Origin of the sequence: Allobosea thiooxidans, assembly GCF_900168195.1 — a bacterium.
Classification (GTDB): Bacteria; Pseudomonadota; Alphaproteobacteria; order Rhizobiales; family Beijerinckiaceae; genus Allobosea; species Allobosea thiooxidans.
Genome location: NZ_FUYX01000017.1, coordinates 1 through 21,266 on the forward strand (window position 1 = coordinate 1; position 21,266 = coordinate 21,266).

Annotated in this window: 19 protein-coding genes; 8 read left to right on the forward strand and 11 right to left on the reverse strand. The window is 67.8% G+C overall.

The features are described 5' to 3' along the window. The 3 genes from B5Y19_RS22380 to B5Y19_RS22390 all read right to left on the reverse strand — a co-directional run. Positions 1-411 (reverse strand): TRAP transporter small permease subunit (locus B5Y19_RS22380; protein ID WP_079592155.1); only part of this gene is annotated, 411 nt, incomplete at its 3' end. Continuing rightward, positions 408-815, reverse strand: a complete 408-nt coding sequence (locus B5Y19_RS22385; protein WP_055726848.1) for an FAD-binding oxidoreductase — start codon at positions 813-815, stop codon at positions 408-410. The genes B5Y19_RS22380 and B5Y19_RS22385, both read right to left, overlap by 4 nt. Positions 816-998: 183 nt before the next feature. Continuing rightward, on the reverse strand, positions 999-1,985 hold the full coding sequence (locus B5Y19_RS22390; protein ID WP_055726847.1) for a LysR family transcriptional regulator: 987 nt from the start codon (positions 1,983-1,985) through the stop codon (positions 999-1,001). A gap of 233 nt (positions 1,986-2,218) precedes the next feature. Here B5Y19_RS22390 and B5Y19_RS22395 point away from each other — a divergent pair, with 233 nt between their 5' ends. Together B5Y19_RS22395 and B5Y19_RS22400 are read left to right on the forward strand one after the other, a co-directional pair. After that, the gene (locus B5Y19_RS22395) at positions 2,219-3,442 is read left to right on the forward strand and encodes a CoA transferase (RefSeq protein ID WP_055726846.1); all 1,224 of its coding nucleotides are present in this window, start codon (positions 2,219-2,221) and stop codon (positions 3,440-3,442) included. A gap of 8 nt (positions 3,443-3,450) precedes the next feature. Next, positions 3,451-5,112, forward strand: coding sequence for an acyl-CoA dehydrogenase family protein (locus B5Y19_RS22400; protein ID WP_055726845.1), 1,662 nt, complete (start codon positions 3,451-3,453; stop codon positions 5,110-5,112). Between the two features lie 249 nt (positions 5,113-5,361). On the opposite strand, the gene B5Y19_RS22405 is transcribed toward B5Y19_RS22400, so the two are convergent. Next, positions 5,362-6,450 carry a TRAP transporter substrate-binding protein gene (locus B5Y19_RS22405; protein ID WP_055726844.1) on the reverse strand — a complete coding sequence of 363 codons (1,089 nt, stop codon included), beginning with the start codon at positions 6,448-6,450 and terminating at the stop codon, positions 5,362-5,364. A 162-nt stretch (positions 6,451-6,612) separates the two neighbouring features. Between B5Y19_RS22405 and B5Y19_RS22410 the strand changes: the two genes are divergently transcribed. The 4 genes from B5Y19_RS22410 to B5Y19_RS22425 all read left to right on the forward strand — a co-directional run bounded on the left by B5Y19_RS22410 (position 6,613) and on the right by B5Y19_RS22425 (position 12,590). Next, entirely contained in the window at positions 6,613-8,040 is a 1,428-nt protein-coding gene (locus tag B5Y19_RS22410) for an aldehyde dehydrogenase family protein (protein ID WP_055726843.1), read from the forward strand. Between the two features lie 30 nt (positions 8,041-8,070). Beyond that, on the forward strand, positions 8,071-8,976 hold the full coding sequence (locus B5Y19_RS22415; RefSeq protein WP_055726842.1) for an NAD(P)-dependent oxidoreductase: 906 nt from the start codon (positions 8,071-8,073) through the stop codon (positions 8,974-8,976). Positions 8,977-9,021: 45 nt separating this feature from the next. Beyond that, positions 9,022-11,718, forward strand: a complete 2,697-nt coding sequence (locus tag B5Y19_RS22420; protein WP_055726841.1) for a 2-oxoglutarate dehydrogenase E1 component — start codon at positions 9,022-9,024, stop codon at positions 11,716-11,718. A gap of 89 nt (positions 11,719-11,807) precedes the next feature. Further along, entirely contained in the window at positions 11,808-12,590 is a 783-nt protein-coding gene (locus B5Y19_RS22425) for a helix-turn-helix domain-containing protein (protein ID WP_055726840.1), read from the forward strand. Between the two features lie 21 nt (positions 12,591-12,611). On the opposite strand, the gene B5Y19_RS22430 is transcribed toward B5Y19_RS22425, so the two are convergent. The 5 genes from B5Y19_RS22430 to B5Y19_RS22450 form a co-directional block, all read right to left on the reverse strand. Next, complete coding sequence (locus B5Y19_RS22430; RefSeq protein ID WP_055726839.1) at positions 12,612-13,388, reverse strand: hypothetical protein; 777 nt, start codon at positions 13,386-13,388, stop codon at positions 12,612-12,614. A 125-nt stretch (positions 13,389-13,513) separates the two neighbouring features. After that, a complete protein-coding gene (locus B5Y19_RS22435) occupies positions 13,514-13,735 on the reverse strand; it encodes a hypothetical protein (RefSeq protein WP_055726838.1) in 222 nt (73 codons plus the stop codon). Between the two features lie 83 nt (positions 13,736-13,818). Further along, positions 13,819-14,160 (reverse strand): HdeA/HdeB family chaperone, encoded by a 342-nt coding sequence (locus B5Y19_RS22440; RefSeq protein ID WP_411914166.1) that lies wholly within the window; start codon positions 14,158-14,160, stop codon positions 13,819-13,821. 74 nt (positions 14,161-14,234) lie between these two features. After that, positions 14,235-15,665: a DUF1254 domain-containing protein gene (locus tag B5Y19_RS22445; protein ID WP_055726837.1), complete on the reverse strand. Its 1,431-nt coding sequence runs from the start codon at positions 15,663-15,665 to the stop codon at positions 14,235-14,237. A gap of 235 nt (positions 15,666-15,900) precedes the next feature. Continuing rightward, on the reverse strand, positions 15,901-16,275 hold the full coding sequence (locus B5Y19_RS22450) for a helix-turn-helix domain-containing protein (RefSeq protein ID WP_244555688.1): 375 nt from the start codon (positions 16,273-16,275) through the stop codon (positions 15,901-15,903). Between the two features lie 187 nt (positions 16,276-16,462). On the opposite strand from B5Y19_RS22450, the gene B5Y19_RS22455 reads away from it, so the two are divergent. Further along, complete coding sequence (locus tag B5Y19_RS22455; RefSeq protein WP_055726835.1) at positions 16,463-17,464, forward strand: helix-turn-helix transcriptional regulator; 1,002 nt, start codon at positions 16,463-16,465, stop codon at positions 17,462-17,464. Between the two features lie 240 nt (positions 17,465-17,704). Here the strand turns inward: B5Y19_RS22455 and B5Y19_RS22460 are convergent, their stop codons facing one another. Beyond that, on the reverse strand, positions 17,705-18,013 hold the full coding sequence (locus B5Y19_RS22460; protein ID WP_055726834.1) for a hypothetical protein: 309 nt from the start codon (positions 18,011-18,013) through the stop codon (positions 17,705-17,707). A gap of 265 nt (positions 18,014-18,278) precedes the next feature. Beyond that, on the reverse strand, positions 18,279-19,985 hold the full coding sequence (locus B5Y19_RS22465; RefSeq protein ID WP_055726852.1) for an alpha/beta hydrolase: 1,707 nt from the start codon (positions 19,983-19,985) through the stop codon (positions 18,279-18,281). A gap of 213 nt (positions 19,986-20,198) precedes the next feature. On the opposite strand from B5Y19_RS22465, the gene rfbB reads away from it, so the two are divergent. Further along, positions 20,199-21,254, forward strand: coding sequence for a dTDP-glucose 4,6-dehydratase (gene rfbB, locus B5Y19_RS22470; protein WP_055726833.1), 1,056 nt, complete (start codon positions 20,199-20,201; stop codon positions 21,252-21,254). The last annotated feature ends 12 nt before the right edge of the window (positions 21,255-21,266 follow it).

Genomic DNA, 21,266 nt, shown 5'->3' on the forward strand with positions numbered 1-21,266 from the left:
CGGCCACTGGGCCAGGCCGCCGGCCGAGAGCGACTGCTCGTCGATCGCATAGGAGCGCAGGAAGAACGGCACCGAATGGTAGACGATCAGCAGCGCGAACGGCATCAGGAAGAAGATGTGCCCGAGCAGCTCGATCCATTGCCGCACCCGCCGCGGCAGCATGCTGTTCACGATGTCGATGCGGATATGCTCCTTCACCTGCAGCGTCCAGGACGCGCACATCAGGAACACCGCTCCGAACAGCATCCACTGCAGCTCGAGCAGCGAGTTCGACGACCAGTTGAAGATCTTGCGGATGACCGCGTTGCCGGCCGCGATGATCACCGCCACGAAGATCAGCCAGGCGACCTTCCTGCCGATCTGGCCATTCACCGCGTCAATGACACGGCTGACTGCGAGGAGGCGTCTCATGGCGTGTCCGGCAGGTTGTCGAGGAGATCGCGCCCCAGCGCTTTCCGCGGGTTCATCAGGTTCAGTGAGGCGAAGCAGCGCTTGAGCCGCGCCATCATCTCCAGCTCGACCGGGCTCTTGCCGTGCTGCAGTTCCGTGATCCGCAGGCGCCCGACGCCACGCTCCGCGGTGATGGAGCCTCCGGGCGCCGAGACGATGGCGTGGACGATGCGGTTCACCTCCGGCAGCCGGCCATGCCACGCCTCGGCAGGCTTATCCTCAGCCTGGATCGGGTTGTCGTGGATATCGCCGTCGCCGAGATGGCCGAAGGCGAAGGAGCGGATGCCGGGGAAGCGCTCTGCCACGGCCGGGCTCAAGCTCGATGCCGCGCCCGTCACGAGCGCGACGCGATCCTTCAGACGCATCGGCGTTTCCTTCCTTCCGCCGTTTGGGGCGGTTCCCGGCTTTTCGGGGTTGCTGCGAGACCGCGACGACGAGCGCCGCGCGGCCACGAACCCAGGTTTTCTCCATCTGGGCGCGGTCGTCGCTCTCGGGCCAGCCGAGATCGGCGAATAGCAGCTATAAGGAAACCGGCAGGGGTGCCGCGTTCAGCCGACCGCCTCGGGCGCATCCCGTTCGGTGCGTGGACGCAATCTGGGGCTTTCGAGATTGCGGGTGACGCCGCGCAGGATGTCGAGCGGCACGAGACGGGCGACCTCGTCCTGCACGATCCGCATCACGGCCCGTGTCAAAGGCGTGATCGGCTTGTTCGCCGGCGTCGCGAGCACCAGAAGCGCGCGCATCGAGGAGGAGCGGAACGGGCGCACGCGCAGCCTTCCGTCGCGGACTTCGCGATGCACCGCCCCGAAGGGCAGCACGGTCGGGCCGACGCCGCGCTCGACCAGTTGCTTCAGCGCGGCGACGCAATCCACCTCCGTCAGCACGCGCGGCCGCACGCCCTCGGCCGCGCAGGCGGCATCGACGACCCGGCGCAGGCCGTTCTCCGGTCCGGGCAGGACGCAGGCCCGGCTCGCCAGCTCCGGCAGCGAGACCGGCTCTATCGCGGCATCGGCGCGCGAGGAGGGCGGCTCGACCATGAACAGGTCCTCGAGCAGGAGCGGCGTCGCGATCAGGCTGCGGCTGCTGCGCGCGTCGTAGAGCACGGCGATGTCGACGCGCGCGGCCTCCGTCCATTCGAGGAGCACCGCGCTGAACGCCTCGCGCAGGCGCAATCGCGCGCGCGGAAACTCGGCGGCGAAGCGCAGGGCGAGGTCGGCCCCCATGCTGGCGGAGAGGGAGGGCGGCATGCCGAGGGTGACGCTGCCGGTGTTGTCGATGGCGCCGGCCGCGAGCTCGGTGCGGACATCGGAGAGCTGCCGCATGACGTCCTGCGCCACCTCCTCGAAGCGGCGCCCGGCCTCCGTCAGCGAGACGCCGCGGCCGTGGCGATAGAGCAGGTTCTGCTGCAGAGAAGCCTCGAGATTGCCGATCTGGCGGCTGAGCGCCGGCTGGCTGATGCCGAGGCGGACGGCCGCTCGCGACAGGCTGCCCGCAGCGACCGTTTCGAGGAAATAGCGGATTTGCTGCAGGTCCATGGCGCGCTCGCTTCGTGCCGCCTCTGTAGCAGCGGTTATAGCTCTTATCTACCGGACTGCATGGCCCAGCCGGCCAGGATCGCTAGGGTGCGGGCCAGAGCGACCGCGCCCGCGCGAGAAGAACCTGCGGGGAGCGGCGAACGAGAAGGAAGATCAGGGATGTCGCCCCGCCTGCCAGCTTGCGCCTCGCGAGAGGCCGTGAGCCACCCTGTTCCTTGCCGGTTCTCCCACGCATGAGCACGATCCTGAACGGGCTTCGCGTCGTCGAGGTTTCCGCCTTCATTGCGGCTCCTCTCGGTGGCATGACGCTGGCGCAGCTCGGCGCCGAGGTGATCCGCATCGATCCGATGGGCGGCAATATCGACTATCGCCGCTGGCCGCTCGCACCGTCCGGCGCCAGCCTCTATTGGGCCAGCCTCAACAAGGGCAAGCGCTCGGTCGCGATCGCCCTCGACAAGCCGGAAGGGCAGGAGCTCGCGGGCGCGCTGATCGCGCAGGCCGGCGAGGATGCCGGCATCCTCCTGACCAACCTGCCCGCCAGCGGCTGGATGAGCCACGAAGCCCTGTCGCAGCGCCGGGACGACCTGATCACGCTGCGGCTGACGGGCAACCATGACGGCAGCGGCGCCGTCGATTACACGGTGAACTGCGCGTCGGGATTCCCGCTGGCGACGGGCGTCGGCCCGGAACCGGTCAACCATGTGCTGCCGGCCTGGGACATCGCGGCGGGACTCTATCTCGCCACCGGGCTGCTGGCGGCCGAGCGGGCGCGCCGGCTCGACGGCAAGGGCCGGCAGGTCTCGCTGGCGCTGTCGGACGTGATGCTCGCGAGCGTCGGCAATCTCGGCTACATCGCCGATGTCCAGGTCAACGGCGCCGTGCGCCCGCCGCTCGGCAACGACCTCTACGGCGCGCTGGGACGCGACTTCGCCACCGCCGACGGGCGGCATGTCATGATCGTGGCGATCTCCAACCGGCAATGGCGCGCCATCGGCCGCGCGACCGGCCTCACTGAGAAGCTCGCGATGATCGGCCCGCTGATGGATGTCGACCTCGATACGGAGGGAGGCCGCTTCACCGCGCGTGCGGCGATCTTCGCCGTGCTCGAACGCTGGTGCGCCGCGCGCAGCCTCGCCGAGATCGAAGCCGCCTTCGACGGCTCCGGAGTGCTGTGGGGGCCCTATCGCGATTTCGGACAGCTCGTGCGCGAGGACGAGCGCTGCTCGGTGGCGAACCCGATGTTCGGGACGATCGACCAGCCCGGGGCAGGACCCGTCCTGGCGCCGGGCTCGCCGCTGGCCTTCTCGGGCGGCGCGCGCCGCCCGCCGCTTCCTGCGCCGCTGCTCGGCCAGGACACTGAGGCCGTGCTCGCCGACAAGCTCGGCCTCTCGACCGCGGCCATCGGCAAGCTCTTCCAGGCCGGCATCGTCGCCGGTCCCCAGTCCGTCGCATTCTGAGACCGCTCATGCCGATCACGACCGACCACGACGCCCTGCTCGCGAGCTGCGCTTCCCTGCTTTCCGCTGCCGAGGCGCTGCACGCCGCGACACGCGCCGCCGTCGCGCAGATGCTGGCGCCCGACGGGCGGGTCGATGCCGAACGCGTCGAGGCGCATCAGTTCGCGGCGCATGGCTTCGCCTGGCAGGCGACTTATGTCGAAGCGCTGCGGCAGACGCTCTCCTGGGCCGGTCGCCTTGCTGCCAGTGGCCGGCTGGGCGCGGCGGAAGCCGCCATGCTGCAGCTGGGCTTCGCCGAATATGGCGCGCAGCTCGCCGGCGGCATCGCGATGAGCCAGACCGAAACGGTGCGTCCATCCGATATGGGCGTGGCGGCGGATGTCGTCGCGGCCTTCGCCGCCGAGCCGGCGCTCGCCCGGCTCTCGCAACTCCCGGCTCTCGAGACTGCGCGGCGGGTGCTCGCCGGCGAGCTGGCCGAGGGCCGCTTCGGCACGCTCGCTCTCGATGACGACATCCTGGAGGCGACGCGTGAGCAGTTCCTGCGCTTCGCGGCGAGCGAAGTCGCTCCCCATGCGCCGGGCTGGCATGCCCGCGACGAGCTGATCCCGCTGCAACTCGTGCAGAAGCTCGCCGATATGGGCGTGTTCGGCCTGACGATTCCGGAGGAATATGGTGGGACCGGCCTCGGCAAGGTCGCGATGTGCCTGGTCTCGGAGGCGCTGAGCGGTGGCTATATCGGCGTCGGCTCGCTCGGCACCCGTTCCGAGATCGCGGGCGAGCTGATCCGCCTTGGCGGCACGGAGGAGCAGAAGGAGCGCTGGCTGCCGCGCCTGGCTTCGGGCGAAATCCTGCCGACGGCGGTGTTCACCGAGCCGAACACCGGTTCCGATCTCGGAAGCCTGCGGACGCGGGCGGTACGCGACGGCGACGTCTACCGCGTCCATGGCGCCAAGACCTGGATCACGCATGGAGCCCGCTCCGACCTGATGACGCTGCTGGTGCGCACCGACCCGCAGGCCGAAGGCTATCGCGGGTTGTCGATGCTGCTGGCGGAAAAGCCGCGCGGCAGCGATGCCGATCCGTTCCCGGCCCCGGGCATGAGCGGGACCGAGATCCCCGTGCTCGGCTATCGCGGCATGAAGGAATACGAGATCTCGTTCGACGGCTTCGAAGTGCCGGTCTCCGGCCTGCTCGGCGGCGTCGAGGGGCAGGGCTTCAAGCAGTTGATGGAGACCTTCGAGAGCGCCCGGATCCAGACAGCCGCCCGCGCGCTCGGCGTCGCCCAGAACGCGCTCGAGCTCGGCCTCTCCTATGCCCAGAGCCGCGCCCAGTTCGGCAAGGCGATCCTGGCCTTCCCGCGCGTCCATGCCAAGCTCGCCTTCATGGCGACGGAGACGATGATGGCGCGGCAGCTCTCCTATTTCGCGGCGCGGCAGAAGGATGACGACCGGCGCTGCGACATCGAGGCGGGCATGGCCAAGCTGCTCGCCGCGCGCGTCGCCTTCAGCAATGCCGATTGCGCGCTGCAGATCCATGGCGGCAACGGCTACGCGCTCGAATACCCGATCAGCCGCGTGCTCTGCGACGCGCGGATCCTCTCGATCTTCGAGGGCGCGGCCGAGATCCAGGCCCAGGTCATCGCGCGCGGCCTGCTCGGCCGCTCGAACTAGCGCGGGGCGCTTTTTGACGGAAACACGGTCATCCCGGACGGAGCCAAAGCTGGGATTCGGGATGACCGCGGCTCCGTCGAAGCCGATCGATCCCGGCCATCAGCCGAGTCCGCCGCATGTCCGAAACGGGACACGGCAACTTGCCGTCTCGCGCAAAAGGGAAGGGCCGAAAGCGGATTCCGCTTTCGGCCCTTCCTGCGTTCGAGTGTTGTGCGAGCCCGCCCCGCGCAGGCCGGGCTCGCCGAGCGATCAGCGGCGGAGCGCCCTCAGGACGATGCTGTCATAGGAGTACTCGGAGACCTGGTTCCAGGTCGCGGACTCCTGCTGGAAGCGTCGCGCGCTCTCGTAGATCTTCTTGAACTCGGCGTTGCTGGCGCAGAGCTCCTCATAGAGTTCCTGCGAGGCCTTGTAGGCCGCGTCGATGATCGGGGCGGGGAAGGGGCGCAGCTTGGCGCCGCTCGCCACCACGCGGCGCAGCGCCGGCGGGTTGAGGTTGTCGTAGCGCGCGACGGCGTCGATGTTGGCGAGCGCCGCTGCGGAGGTCAGGGCCGCCTGATAGTGCTTGGGCAGCTTCTCCCACTGGGACGCGTTGATGAAGAAATGCTCCATCGACGTGCCGTCCCAGAAGCCCGGATAGTAGTAGTAGGGCGCGACGCGATAGAGGCCGAGGCGCTCGTCGTCATAGGGGCCATTGAACTCGGCGGCGTCGATCGTGCCGCGCTCGAGCGCCGGGTAGATGTCGCCGCCGCCGACCTGCTGCGGCACCGCGCCGAGCTTGGCGAGGATGCTGCCGCCCAGCCCGGAAATGCGGAACTTCAGGCCCTTGAGGTCGGCGACGTCGTTGATCTCCTTGCGGAACCAGCCGCCCATCTGGCAGCCCGTATTGCCGCCGGGAAGCGCGACGATGTTGAACTTGCGGAAGAAGTCATCGAGCAGCTTCTTGCCTTCGCCGTGGTAGACCCAGGCGTTCTGCTGGCGGGTGTTGAGCCCGAACGGCACATGGGTGCCCAGCGCGAAGGTCGGGTCCTTGCCGACATAGTAGTAGGCGGCGGTGTGGCAGATCTCGACGGTGTTGTTCGAGACGGCGTCCATGGCCTGGAGGGCGGGGACGACCTCGCCGGCAGCGAAGACCTGGATCTGGAACTTCCCGTCCGTCGCCTCGGCGAGGTTCTTCGCCATGACTTCGGCGCAGCCGTAGAGAACGTCGATGTTCTTCGGGAAGCTGGAAACCAGCCGCCAGCGGATGGTGGGCTCGCTCTGCGCGATGGCGGGCGCCGCGATGGCGGCGCTGCCTATCGCCCCGGCCGCCGCCGTCTTCAGAAAATCGCGTTTCCTCATTGCTTCCTCCGGATGCCTCTCGATGGCCGAGATGGTTTTAATTCATTGTATGAATTTGTAATTCAAATCTAGCATGGCGCCCGAGATGGTGCTAGTCGAATTTCATTCCCGGCTGCGCCGAGGCGCGGGCGGATGGTGAAACGATCGACGGAGTGCTCTTCGATGCTCGAGAAGAATCTGATTGGCGGAAACTGGGTCGGCGGCGCGCAGGCTCTCGAAATCCGCAACCCGTCCGACCTCAGCGACGTGATCGCGACCTATGGACTCGCCGGGAAGGGCGAGGTCGAGGCCGCTTTCGCCGCCGCCCGCAAGGCGCAGCCGGCTTGGGGCCGCGCGACGCTGGAGCAGCGTTCTCTGGTGCTTGAGGCGATCGCCCGCGGCATCTTCGACAACAAGGACAGGCTCGCGCAGATCCTCGCCCGCGAGGGCGGCAAGACCGTTCCGGACGCGCTCGGCGAGGTCATGCGCGCCGGCCATATCGCGCGCTTCTTCGCCGGTGAGGCCCTGCGCATGCCGGGCGAGAAGCTCGGTTCCGTACGGCCGAACGTCGATGTCGAGATCACGCGCGATCCGGTCGGCATCGTCGGCTTGATCACGCCCTGGAACTTCCCGGTCGCGACCCCGATGTGGAAGATCGCGCCGGCGCTCGCCTTCGGCAACGGCGTGGTCTGGAAGCCGTCCGAGAAGACGCCCGGCATCTCGGTCGCGATCGCCGAAATCGTGGCGGCTTCCAGCATTCCGGCGGGGGTCTTCAATCTCCTGATCGGGGCCGGGCCGGATGTCGGCGCCGCGGTCATCGCCAATGCCGACGCGATCTCGTTCACCGGCTCCTCGACCACCGGCCGGCGCATCGCCGTTGCCTGCGCCGAGCGGCTGATCCGCTGCCAGATGGAGATGGGCGGCAAGAACCCGCTCGTCGTGCTGGACGATGCCGATCTCGAGCTCGCCGCCGACATCGCCGTCAACGGCGCCTTCTTCCAGCAGGGCCAGCGCTGCACCGCGTCGAGCCGCCTGATCGTGACGAACGGCATCCATGATGCCTTCGTGAAGGCCTGCGCCGAGCGAATCGCCAAGCTCCGCGTCGGCCACGCGCTCAAGGCCGACACCCAGATCGGTCCGGTGATCGACGACACGCAGTTCCGCAAGAACCTCGGCTATATCGACATCGCCAAGGGCGAGAATGCGCGCCTCGCGACCGGTGGCGAGGCCCTGGAGCTCGAGACCAAGGGCTACTACCTCGCCCCGACCCTGTTCGCCGACACCACGAACGCCATGCGCATCAACCGCGAGGAGGTGTTCGGCCCGGTCGCGACGGTGATCCGCGTCGCCGATTACGAGGAGGCGCTCGCCGTCGCCAACGACACCGAGTACGGGCTGTCGGCCGGCGTCTGCACCACCTCGATGAAGCATGCCCGGCATTTCCAGCGCAATGTCGAGGCGGGCATGACCATGCTCAACCTGCCGACGGCCGGCGTCGACTACCACACGCCGTTCGGCGGCCGGAAGGCGTCGAGCTACGGGCCGCGCGAGCAGGGCCGCTACGCCGTCGAGTTCTACACCCAGATCAAGACCAGCTACCTGCTGGCCTGAACGACACCATAAAATCCAGAGGAAACGCCCATGACCACACCCAAGATCGGTTTCATCGGCCTCGGCCGCATGGGACGCCCGATGGCGTCCAACCTGCAGCGCAATGGCTTCGCGACGCTCTCCTACGACGTGAATCCGCAGGGCATCGCCGCTCTCGTCGCACTCGGCGGCCGCGCCGCCGGCTCGATCGCCGAGGTGGCGCGCGAATCCGACATCGTCTTCACGATGCTGCCGGCCCATCCCGAGGTGCGCGCCGTCGTGCTCGACGGCATCGTGCCGCATGCCAGGCCCGGCACGCTCGTGGTCGACATGAGCACGATCGACCCGCTGGCGACGGACGAGGTCGCAGCGGCGGTGGAAGCTGCCGGCCTCGGCTTCGTCGACGCGCCGGTCGGGCGGCTCGCAACCCATGCGGACCGCGGCGAGTGCCTCTTCATGGTCGGCGCCTCGCCGGAGAATTTCGAGCGGGTCAAGCCGATGCTCGAGGCGATGGGCACGACGATCCATCATTGCGGCCCGGCCGGCGCCGGCATCCGCATGAAGGTGGTGAACAACTATCTGGCGATCGCGGCCTGCCAGCTCAACGCCGAGACGCTGACACTGGCCGCCCGCTTCGGCCTCGACGTCGAGCGCACCATCGACATTCTCAACGGCACCACCGCCAATAACGGCCATCTGAAGACCAATTTCCCGGTCAAGGTGCTGGCCGGCGATATCGAGCCCGGTTTCCAGATCGACCTCGCCCACAAGGATCTCGGCCTGGCGCTGACCTCGGCCTCTTCGATGAAGGTGCCGCTCGCGATGGGGGCGGCGGCGCGCGAATGCCTGCAGCTAGCCCGTTCGCGCGGCTTCGGCGGCAAGGACTTCTCGGCGCTGCTCGACGCCTGGTGCGATCTCGCCGGCGTCGAGGCGCCGCGCCTGCCGTCCAAGACCTGACCTCCCGATTGCCGACGCCGACACCGCTTCCTGAAAGCTGCCGCCATGACCGTGCCCGTCGCGACCGAAAGCGCGTACCTTCTCGATATCTACGCGCGCTATCGGCGCGACCCGCTTTCTGTCCCGGCGGACTGGCGCGTCCATTTCGAGGAGATGGAACCGGAAAGGGCGGCCCCGCGCGGAAGCGGCGAGGCGCTCGGCCTGCGGCTGGTCGATGCCTATCGCCGCTTCGGCCATCGCGAGGCGGCGCTCGATCCGCTCGACCTTGCGCAGCGGCCTGCGGCGATCGCCCTGGAGCGCCTGCGCGCCGAGGTGGCCGCGCAGCCTGGCCTGGCGAGCCGCATCACCCTGGCGGGCGAGCCGCGCGAGACGACGCTCGCTGCGCTCGCCGCGGAGCTCCATCGGCTCTATGCCGGGCCGGTCGGGCTCGAGGCGCAGCAGGTCGAGGACGATGAGGCCCGCGACTGGCTGCACGCCGCCTTCGAAGCGATGTTCGCGGCCGATGCGCCGGCCGACCTGGCGAACCGGGCGCTCTACGCCATCGTGCTGGCGGACAGCTTCGAGACGTTCATCAAGGTCAAGTTCCCCTCGAAGAAGCGGTTCGGCGTCGAGGGGGCGGAGGGCGCGATCGTCTTCCTGCGCGAATTGCTGCGCGAAGCCTGCCTCTCCGGCTTTGGCGAGACGGTGATCGGCGGCATGCATCGCGGCCGCCTCGCCACACTTGCGACCGTCCTCGGCAAGCCGGTCGGCACGCTGCTGGCCGAAATCAAGGGCCGGGACCTGACCGATGGCGGCCCCGACTTCACCGGAGACGTACCCTACCATCTCGGCTATGCCGGCGAGGTCAGCCATGGCGGGCGGCAGATGAAGCTGTCGATCTCGCCGCATCCGTCCCATCTGATGACGGTCGCGCCGGTCGTCACCGGGCTGGCCCGCGGCAAGCGCGGGAATGCCGGCGATGATGTGCTGTGCCTGCTTCTCCATACCGACGCTGCCTTCTCCGGGCAGGGGCTGGTCGGAGAAGTCCTGCAGTTGGGGGGGCTCGCCGGCTACGAGGTCGGCGGCACCGTCCATCTCGTCGTCAACAATCAGATCGGGTTCACCACCAACGCCTCCGAGGGCCGCTCGTCGCGCTACTGCACCGATATCGGCAAGATGGTCGGTGCGCCGGTGCTGCATGTGAACGGTGACGACCCGGTCGCCGTCGCCCGTGTCGCCGCGCTCGCGCTGGCCTGGCGCCGGCGCTACCGTCGCGACGTGCTGATCGACCTCGTCTGCTATCGCCGCAACGGCCATAACGAGCTCGACGAGCCGCGCTTCACCCAGCCGAAGGTCTGGGCCGCGATCGATGCCCGGCCGTCGCTGCGCGAGAGCTTCACGGCGGCCGTCGCCCGGCTCGACGCCGCGGCGCCGGACCGGGTCGCGGTCCTGGCGGAAGCGTTCAAGGCCGAGATGCAGGACGGCTACGCCGCCATCGAGAGTCTCCGCCCGAACGCTGCCCCGGCCCGGGCCGAAAGCTGGACCGGTATCCAGCGGGCAGGCGCCCGGGACGTGCTCGCCCGTGTCGAGACGGGCGTTCCGGCCGAGCGCCTGCGCGAGATCGGCCGCGCCATCTGCCGGATCCCGCCCGAGCTCAAGCCCCACGCCAAGGTCGCGCAGTTCTACAAGGCACGCCTCGAGACGATCGAGGCAGGCAGCGACATCAATTTCGCGACGGCGGAAGCGCTGGCCTTCGCGTCGCTGCTGGCGGAAGGCGTGCCGGTGCGGCTCTCTGGGCAGGATTGCGTCCGCGGCACCTTCACCCAACGCCATCTCGCCGTGCACGACGTCGAGACGGGCGGCCACCTCATGCCGGTGGCGAGCGTCGCCGAGGAGGGCGCCGCATTCGAGGCCGTGAACAGCCCGCTCTCCGAATATGGCGTGCTCGGCTTCGAGTATGGCTACAGCCTCGCCGATCCGAACCGGCTGGCGGTGTGGGAGGCGCAGTTCGGCGACTTCCTCAACGGCGCCCAGATCATGGTCGACCAGTTCATCGTCTCGGCGGAGGCGAAGTGGGAGCTGATGTCAGGCCTCGCCATCCTGCTGCCGCATGGGCTGGAGGGGCAGGGGCCCGACCACTCCTCCGCCCGGGTCGAACGGCTGCTGCAGCTCTGTGCCGGCGGGAACATGATCGTCGCCAATCCCTCGACGCCCGCCAATCTGTTCCATCTCCTGCGGCGGCAGGTGAGGGCGCCCTGGCGCAAGCCGCTCTTCGTCATCGCGCCGAAGGCGCTGCTGCGGCAGAAGGCGTGCGTTTCCGTGCTCGACGAGATGGCGGCCGGCACCGCGTTCCGCCCGATCGTCGCCGAGGACGCTGCGAAGCCGGCGCGTCGCGTCGTGCTGTGCTCGGGCAAGATCGGTTACGAGCTCGCCGCCGCCCGCGCCGGGTGCGGGCTCGAGGACGAGGTCGCGATCATCCGGCTGGACCAGCTCTATCCGTTCCCTGCCGACGATCTCGCCACGGCATTGGCCCGGCACGGCGACGCCGAGTGGCTCTGGTGCCAGGAGGAGCCGGAGAACCAGGGGGCGCTCGCCTTCGTCCAGCACCAGCTCCGGCAGGATCCCCGCTTCGCCGGCCGCGCCCTGGCGGTCGTCGCCCGCCCGCCGTTGCCGGTCGCGGCCGGCGGCTCGATCGAGCGCCACGAGAGCGAGCAGGCCGCCTTGATCGGGCGGGCGCTTGACCTGACGGGGGGCGATGCCTGAAGTGGGCGCACCGCCCTTGCTTCCCCGTTTCCTTTTCCGCCGGCGGCCGGAGACCATCCCGGCGCATCACATGGCCCGACGACGCATCCATGCCCTCCTTTGAACCCGTTCGCGCCATCACCCGCGGCCTGACGGTCCTGCGCCTCGTCAGCGAGCAGAGCCCGATCACCGCGACCGATCTGGCGCGGGCCGCCAAGCTGCCGCAGCCGACGGTGGTGCGGATCCTGGAGACGCTGATCGAGGCGGGCTACGTCTATCGTCGCTCGGACGGGGTGACTTTCGGCGTCACTGCGCGGACCAAGGTGCTGAGCAGCGGCTACGACGCCACCTCCCGCCTCGTCCAGCTGGCCGAGCCGCTGATCGAGACGCTGCGGGCCGAGATCGGGTGGCCCTCCAATCTGGCGACGCTGGAGGACGATGCGATGGTCATCGTCTACACCAACCGCAACGCCAAGGGCCTTTCCATCCCGGGCCGGCTCGGCGCACGCATCCCGCTGCTCGCGACGGGCGTCGGCATCATGCAGCTCGCGGGGCTTCCGCCCGATGCGCTGCAGGACCAGCTCGAACGCCTCCGGCAGTCGAAGGAGCTCTGGGACGCTTCGCCCGAACTCTGGGAGGGGCTCGACGAGCGGCTCGCGACGGCACGGCAGAACGGCTACGCCTTCGCGCATGAGCGCTATCTCGACGCCGTCTATCAGTCCCAGATCTGGGCGGTGGCGGTGCCCATCATCGTCGATGGGAGGACGGTGGCCGCGCTGAGCAGCCTCGTCCTGCGCGGTGCCGGGCCGCGGCAGCGGCTGCTCGACAGCATCCTGCCGGCCTTGCGCCGGACATCGGCGACGATCGGTTCTCAGCTCGCCGCCGAAACCTGAGCTGCGCCCGGTCCGGTCGGCCTAGAACCGAAGGCTCAGCGCCAGGATGGGTCCGTGCTGAAGCATGTCGAACGCGTAGAGGCGGCGACCGCTGCCCTGCTCATAGTCGACGGAAAGCGCGCGGTAGCCGACGACGCCGGAATAGGTGACGCCGTTCTTCTCGGCGAAATCGAAGCTATAGGCCGCGATCGCCTGCCACGAGAACCTGCTGCCGCCGCCGCCGATATCGCCGCGCAGAAGCAGTTCCTGCCCCGGCGCCACGGCGAAACGCACCCGCGCACCGACGAAGCCGTCGAGCCAGTCGACGGCACCGGAGCGGGCGATGGCCCTGTCGTTCGTCAAGCTGAGATCGCCGACGTCGAGCGTCGCGGCGCGCTCGAACGACAGATGGGCGCGCTGATACCAGTAGCGCGCGCCACCCAGGACATCGAAGCCGACCGATCCGAAGCGTGCGACCTCGTATGCGGAGCCGATCTCGAGCGTCGCCATCGAGATCGTCATGTCGGCTGCGGCCCCTATCGTGCCCGTCACGCCCGGCGCCATGCTGCGCGACCTGACGCCGCTGCGGTCGATGCCAAGCTTCGACCAGAGGAAGTTGCCATAGAAGGAAAGCGGGCCCTTGCGGGCTTCCAGCTCTCCCATCAGGCCGATCAGCGTGCCGCCATCGCCCGCCGTGGCATCGACGATGTCGATGAAGCTCGCGGAGACCTTGGCGCTTCTTCCCTTCACGGTCTGCTTGCCGTCGATCGAGGTGAGCCAGCCATAGGGGGTGAAGCGAAACGCCCACCCCGATGTCATGACGGGGGGCGTGGGCGTCGCCGCGGGCAGTGGATCGGCTGCCTCCGCTCTCGCGCCGCCCAACGCCAGGGCGGCAAGGAGGGCAAGCCGGCAATGTCTGACGATGCGTCTCAATTCAACGGTCCTCAATCGCCGGCGGGTGAACCGAACTGGTAGTCCTTCTGTAAGGCCTTGTCAGAAGAAGCATAGAGAGCCTGGCATTCCGAAAAATAGAAGTTCTGGGGCTGCCTGTTGACCGGGTTCGCGCAGATGGCTGCGAGTTGCTCCTGCCGCGATTGCGAGGTCTGACAGCCGCTGAGAACGGCGCTTGCCAAAAAGGCCGAGCCAATCAATCGAATCGATGTCATTTGATCGCTCCTTTTCGAGTTCGGGCGAAAAGCCGGGCCGAGAATCCGGCCCGGATATCCATTGGAAGGGCCGCGCCTTCTGGTCAGGGCTTCATCTTGATGCCCTGCTCGGCGCGCATGTCCTTGAACACCACGGCGATGGCTTCGATCACGCGCTTGTTCTGATTGGCCTTGCAGTACTGGATGACCTCGTGCTCGGCCTCTTTTCCACGCTTGACGTTGAGCATGTGCTTCCGCGCAAGGCCGTTGTACCAGCCGCTATACCAGGTCGTCAGCATGTCTGCGTCTTCCTGAAACGTTCCCGCCAGCTGTGCACAGGTTAGTTTCTGCACGTCGATGTAACCCTTGTCGTCCGCATAGGCGCCCAGGGCGGTCTGCGCGACGGCGGGGGACGCAAGCATCGTTCCGAGGAACGCTGCAGCCATTGCTTTCCGGATCATTTCTTTGCCTCGCAAAATCGTGCCGACAATCATCGAGAAGGAACTTCACAGGTGCCGGTTCAGCCCTGCTTTTCGGCGGCGGGGATCGTCCAGGTGCCGTTGATGATCGAGGGATCGGTTTCGCTCGGCCAGTACATGCGGAGCATCAGGATGAAGCCATCCGCAGGTGCGGGAAGCCAATTCGATTCCTTGTCCTTTCCCGGTGATTCATGCTGGATGTACAGGTCCGTGGAACCGTCCGGATTGGACTGCAGGCTCTGGCGGGCGCTGATCGAGTAACGGTTCAGCGGGTTGTTCACGAAGAAATACTTGTCGTCATACATGGTCAGCGACCAGAAGCCGTCAGCCGGCGGCAAGTGGCCTTTGGGGAAGCGCATGACGTATTTGTTCTTCCCGCTGTACTTGCGGCCGACGGCATCCCGCTGCGAGGTCGGATAGACCGCGTCCTGCGGGCGGTTGGCGCCGAGGCCGATGGCGGTGACCAGCGCCCGCATCAGGTAGTCGGTGCCGTAGATGCCGGTCCTCGTCGTGAAGGCCCAGCCGTTCTCGTCCTTGACGGCCTTGTTGATCTTGAACTGCAGCATGATCCTGTCGAAGGCGACTTCGGGGACGCGTTTCGCCAGGTCGACATTGAACTTGCTCTCGTCGAAGTCCTGCCCCGGAACGATGCCGATCCGTGCGAACCGCGCCAGCTGGGGAGCGTCGGCCGCTGACGGCGGATTGCTCTTCATCAACTCGCAGAGCAGCTTGAAATAGGACACCGCATCCATGCGGTTGACCTGGTCCCGCACCGGGGACTTCATGTCGATCGAGGGATCGACCTTGCCGGGGTGCGGCGTGTAGGCCTTGCCGTAGGCGCTGAGCGGGACGAGCTTGAACTCGTCCTGCAGCTTGTGAACCGCGGCGTAGTCCTCGGGCGTGCCGGTGCAATAGATGCGGCCGAGCAGCCAGACGATGTTCGTGGAGGATTTGTATTCCTTGACGCCCTCCGGCAGCGTGCCATTCCAGCCGGGGCCGGTGATGGCGTAGGTCTGGGGCCCGGTGCCGGTCGTGCGTTTGCCCGGCACCTGGAAGACGGTCGTCCAGCCGTCGAGCATCGGCAGCAGGAAGTATCGCCCCTTCATGTCGGGAACGCTGAGAACCCAGGGTTCCTTGCCGACATCGAGGAACGAGGTGGTGTAGAGCGTGTCCGCGTTGGGCGCGGTGACGTCCCTGAAGGACGCGTCGGGATAGTTGCGCAGCTTGATGATATGCCCCATGGGCGCGCGCGTTCCCACGGGCTCGGCCACGTTGGTGAAGACCCGCCGGGTCATCTCCATGGTGACCAGCGGGTAACCAAAGATGTAGGCGTCGGTGGCCAGCCAGAAATCCTCCAGGCCTTCGCCAATGCCGAGGAAGGCTCCCTGCTCGGCGAGCGCCGAGTGTCCCATCATCGTGCTGGCGAGCATTCCTGCGCCGCCGAAAGCCGCAGTCCGCCGTGTGATCTTCATCGCACTTCTCCGCCTTGCGCCAAATTGAAGCGCGCCGGGTGAGCTTTCGCCGCCGCATGCCCGGTCACCGCTCGCGAAACCGGGCGTCTCCGAGCTCCGAAGCGGGCTTGCTCGGCAACGGTGATTTACGCTTGGTTATTTGGCGCCTGCGCCGGAGCGGAATCTTGCCATTTCGCGCCAAAAGCGAGCACGAGAAGGCCGACCCAGGGTGCGCGCTTCCCTTGCTGCAGCCCTGTCACTTCCGCTGCTGGCGCCTGTAGTTCGCAGGCTGGATCTTCATCAGGCGCCTGAAACTGCGAGAGAAACTGGTCGGGCCGGTATAGCCGAGGAGCAGGGCGATCCGCGAGATCTTCTCGTCGGTTTCGGCCAGCAGGCGGCAAGCGGTGACAAGCCGGACCTCGGCGACGATTTCGCTATGGCTCGTTCCGCTGGCCGCAAGATGCCGCTGAAGCGAGCGGGCGCTGAACCCTAGCCGGCTTGCAATATGTTGAAGTGAAGCGCCACTCTGCAACGACGCGGCGACTGCTTCTCGCACGGCGTGTTGGGAAGGGACATGCCCGAGTTTCATCGTCTCGTCGCGAAAGGGCGAAACCTTCGCGTCTCCGTTCACTCAGTCCGTCATTTACCGATCGCCCTGACCGCGCGTCTGGCCATCATCCGCCAAAATCGGATGGGCGCGAAACCGCGTGGGTATGAATTCTCTTGGGTACGAAATCTCTTTGGGCGACGACCCGTGCGCCGCCTGACGCTGATGTACAAGGTCGTTCTGTTTTGCAGCCTTGGGGGAGGCGAGCATCATGAGCAGGATTCCCATAACGCGTTGCCAGTTCCTCATCCCGTTCGCGGATATCTACGATGAGATCGGCGCACCTACCGCGTCGCTGTTGGAGAAGTTTCGCCTGCCGACCTCGCTTATGGAGAAAGCGGACGATTTCGTGCCGCTGCTGCGCGCGGTGGACTTCGCCGAAAGAGGGCAGCAATCACAGGGCATCGTCGATTTCGGCTTTCAGGCCGCGAAGCGGCTTGAATTCTGTCACCTCAGTGCGAGGCTCAGGACGGTCGTCGGATATTCGCCGACGCTGTTCACCGCCCTGCAGCAGGTCTGCAAATTGGCGACGCTCGAAGACAACGTCCTCAATATGTGGCTTGAGCACAGCGACGACCATGTGAAGATATGTAGCAAGCTCATCGGCACCTCCGGCCTTGCCCATCTCGAGCATTCGCAGTGGCTGCAGAACATCTTCCCGATCCACATCGTGCGGCAGTTCGCCGGGCCGGGTTGGGAGCCTGCGACCATCGCTTTCGAAGCGCGCTACGTTCCGAGCCTGGAAACCCGGTCCTGCTGGCCCAATACGCGCTTCCTCTCCGGGCAGTTCGCCTCCTGGATCGAGGTGCCGCGCTCGTTCATGGCATTGACCAACGCCATCGGCGAGCTGTCGCCCGATTGTCTCGATGACGAGGCCACCTCCGCCGGAGATGACGTGATCCGGTCGCTCAGGCTGATGCTGCCGTCCTATCTGGACGAGGGAATTCCGAGCGTCGCCGAAATCGCGGAGATGGCGGGGACCAGCGTCAGGAGTCTTCAGCGCCGCCTCTCGCTCGCCGGCCTGACCTACTCGGAATTGCTGGAGGCGGCGCGGTTCGAAAAGGCCGCCAAGTTGCTGCGCACGACGGATGCGAAAGTCATCGAGGTCGCGTTTGCGGCGGGTTATGCCGACCCGGCGCATTTCACCCGCGCCTTTCGCCGCATGTCCGGCACGACGCCGCGTCGGTTTCGCCATGAAGCGCGGCCGCGATGAGCTTGCCGCCTTGCGGGGTGGTTGGAGAGGGAGCGGTACCGCCTCCCAACGGCACGCTCCCTCTCCGCAGGCATCCGGATGCCCGCGCCCGTCGCGAGTGCCATGTTGCGCTGGCCCATTCCGAAAACGAGCCAACGAGCGTTAGCGGGAGTAGGCCGACGCAGCGATTACGGCGGGATTAAATCGCCGTTACCGGTGACCCGATATCGCGCGTCGGCGAGGTGACGTGCCGACGGAGGTTCAGATCCAGACCCAGCGGCAGCGCTGGACGCGCCGGCCGCGCCGGTCCCGTTCCATCCGACAGACGCGGCGGCGCCGGACATAGCGGCGATGATGGCGATAGCGGCTGTCCCGGTGGTGCCAGTGCGGCGACGTGCCGGGGCTCTGCGCATATTCGAGCGGCAGCGCGTCCAGTGACGTGCCGGCGGTCGCTTCCGTTTCCGATGCCGGAAGCGATGGCGGAGCTGCCACCGCTTCGGTCACGCTCAAGGTGCGGCCGCCCGCCGCCGCCGCCGCGAAGATGCCGAGAATGAATGACCGACGCTGCATAGGCAGGTCCTTTCCTTGCCGTTCAAAGCAGGACGCGGCCGAACCCCCGATCGGAGTTCGCCGCCCCGGCCACTGCCGCCGCGAGGCAGGGATTGCTCCTGGGCCGGCGGCGGCCAAAGACCGCCGCGCGCGGCCGGGCAGCGACAGCGCCTTGTGACGAGAGCCACCGCGTCAGGATAGCGGCGCGAGCCGGCGGCCGCCTTGATCGCCCGTGCCAATCATGGGCGCCCCGTCCCAAATTGCGGTCCGGCCCGCGCGCCTATGCCTAGCCGCCCCGGTTGCTGTAGGCGCCCTCGGCTGCGGGCTCGCTGGCCGCCGGCGCCCTGGCTCGCGCCGCCAGATGCCGTTTCAGCGCCGAAAGCTGCTCCGCCGGCCATTGCCCGGCGCCGAGCACCGCGGTCCAGGCCTCGATGTAGTGCTCGGGGGCATAGACGTGCCCGTGGCCGATCGGCGTCCCGGCCGCCACGGCCATGTCGAGCGCCAGCTGCAGCATGGTGACGATCGGATACCAGCGCAGTTCTGCCGAGACGTCCGGCCCGCGCGGCGCGTCCATCCAGGACGGCCGGCGATAGGCGTCCCGGTAGTCGAAGAAGACGATCGGGTCGCTCGCATATTGCAGATAGACCAGCCGCATGGGGCCCCAGGGCCGATCGGGCGGGACGGTCGGGCCGCCCTGGTTCATGAAGCGCACGATGCGGCCGTCGCGGAATTCGGGGAGCCATTGCGGTGAGCCGGGGTTGCGGGCCTCGGTGATCGATCGCCAGAGCCGGCTTTCGAAGGGCGGGCCGCTCCACAGCGCGCCGTCGACCGGGTCTCCGATCATCTCGAACAGTTCGGCGGATTTCTGGGAGTTCATCGCGCCGAGGCTGAGGCCGTGCAGGTAGAGCTTCGGGCGCGCGTCGTGAGGCAGGGCCGTCCAGTAGCGGTAGATCTCGCGGAAGAGCGCATGGGCCGTGTCGGAGCCGAATTCCGGCTGGGCCAGAAGCGAAAGCGGGCTGCTCAGATAGGAATACTGCACCGCGACGCTGGCGATGTCGCCGTCGCGCAGATACTCGACCGCATCCATGGCCGAGGGGTCGACCCAACCGGTGCCCGTCGGGGTGATGATGACGAGCGTGGAGCGGGCGAACCCGCCGACACGCTTGAGCTCCTCGAGGGCTAGCTTCGCCCGCGCCTCGGGGCTGTCTGCACCGCGCAACCCGACATAGACGCGCAGCGGCTCCCGGGCCGGGCGGCCGCTCTGGGCGCTGATCTGCTCGGCGCTCGGCCCGCTGGCGATGAATTCGCGCCCGGCGCGGCCGAGCTCGCGCCAGCCGACGAGGGAGGCGGCGCTGCCGGTCTTGAGCGGATCGGTCGGCCGGGCGCGCTCCGGCTCGATCAGGGCGTCGAATTCGCGATAGGAGGAATCGAGCAGGCGGAAGACGCCGCGCGCCACGACGTCGCTGGCCAGCGACCAGAACAGCAGCGCCGCCAGGCCGATGCCGATGACGTTCGCCAGCCGGCGCGGGACGGCGCGCCGGACGATGCCTGCAAGCCAGTTCGCCAACCTCTTGAACAGGCGTGCGATCAGCAACACCAGAGCGAAGGTGACCAGGGCTACCGCGCACAGCTTGAGGGGATGCGATCCTGGCAGGGGCGGCAGCTCGAAGGCCGCCCGGACCGAGTTCTGCCAATCCGCCGCCTTCCACAGGAACAGCAGCGCAATCAGCAACGACAGCAGCAGCGCCGCTGCGTTCGCCAGCCGGCGCAGGCGCTCGGACGGTCCGGGCAGTTCGAGATAGCGCCAGAGCTGCCGCGACAGCACGCCGAGGCCATAGCCGATCGCGAAGCAGATTCCGGCCAGCGCACCCTGCGGAAGCGGGCCGCGCGGGATCAGCGTCGGCGTCAGAGCCGCGGCGAAGAGCAGGGTTCCTAGCGCCAGCCCGACGCCCGAGAGCGAGGCCAGCTGCCCCCGAATCCAGCGCTTCAACACGTCGATCCCCCGCCGCAACGGTACCGGTCGGTCATCGTGCCGCCCCGTCCGAGCGGGGGACGGTAGCAGCGGCGTCTCCCGGCTGGCAATCCGCCGCTGCGGGGGGCGGCGAGGTGTTGGCGCATGCCGAGGCTTTCCCGTCCGGCAGGTTTTCCGGGCGGCCGGGGTTGTGCTAGGCCCTGCCGACCGGTCCCCGGCGGCCGCAGCAGCGAGGTGTCCTTGAAGTTCCTGGTGACGGGTGGAGCGGGTTTCATCGGTTCGGCGGTGGTGCGCCGGCTGATCGGCGAGACGGCGCATGAGGTCTGCGTGGTCGACAAGCTGACCTATGCCGGCAACCTGGCCTCGCTCGCGCCCATCGCGGCGAGCGAGCGCTACCGCTTCGAGAAGGCCGATATCGGCGATGGCGAGCGGATGCGCGCGATCCTCGCCGAATTCCGCCCGGACATCGTGATGAATCTCGCCGCGGAGAGCCATGTCGACCGCTCGATCGACGGGCCGGCGGCCTTCATCGACACCAATATCGTCGGCACCTTCACCCTGCTGCAGGAGACGCTGCGCTACTGGCGGGAGCTGGAGGGCGAGGCGAAGGTGCGCTTCCGCTTCCATCACATCTCGACGGACGAGGTCTTCGGCTCGCTCGGGCCGGAGGGGCATTTCCGCGAGGACACGGCCTATCAGCCGAACTCGCCCTATTCGGCGTCGAAGGCGGCCTCCGACCACCTGGTCCGCGCCTGGCACCACACCTACGGGCTGCCGACCCTGGTGACGAACTGCTCGAACAATTACGGGCCCTATCACTTCCCCGAGAAGCTGATCCCGCTGATGATCCTCAACGCGCTCGAGGGCAAGGCGCTGCCGGTCTATGGTGACGGGCGCAACGTCCGCGACTGGCTTTATGTCGAGGACCACGCGGAGGCGCTGCTGGCGGTAGCGGAGCGTGGCCGCCCCGGCGAGGTCTATGCCATCGGCGGGCATAACGAGATGGCCAATATCGACGTGGTCGAGCGCATCTGCGCCACGCTCGACTCGCTCCGGCCGGATCCGGCCGGCCCGCGCAGGCGGCTGATCAGCTTCGTCGCCGACCGGCCGGGCCATGATGCGCGCTACGCCATCGACGCCGGCAAGATCGGGCACGAGCTGGGCTGGCGCCCGCGCCATGATTTCGAGAGCGGGCTGCGCCGGACGGTGGAGTGGTATCTCGCCAATCCGGGCTGGTGGGGCGACATCCGCTCCGGCGTCTATCGCGGTGAGCGCCTGGGCGCGGGCTGAGCAGGCAGGGAA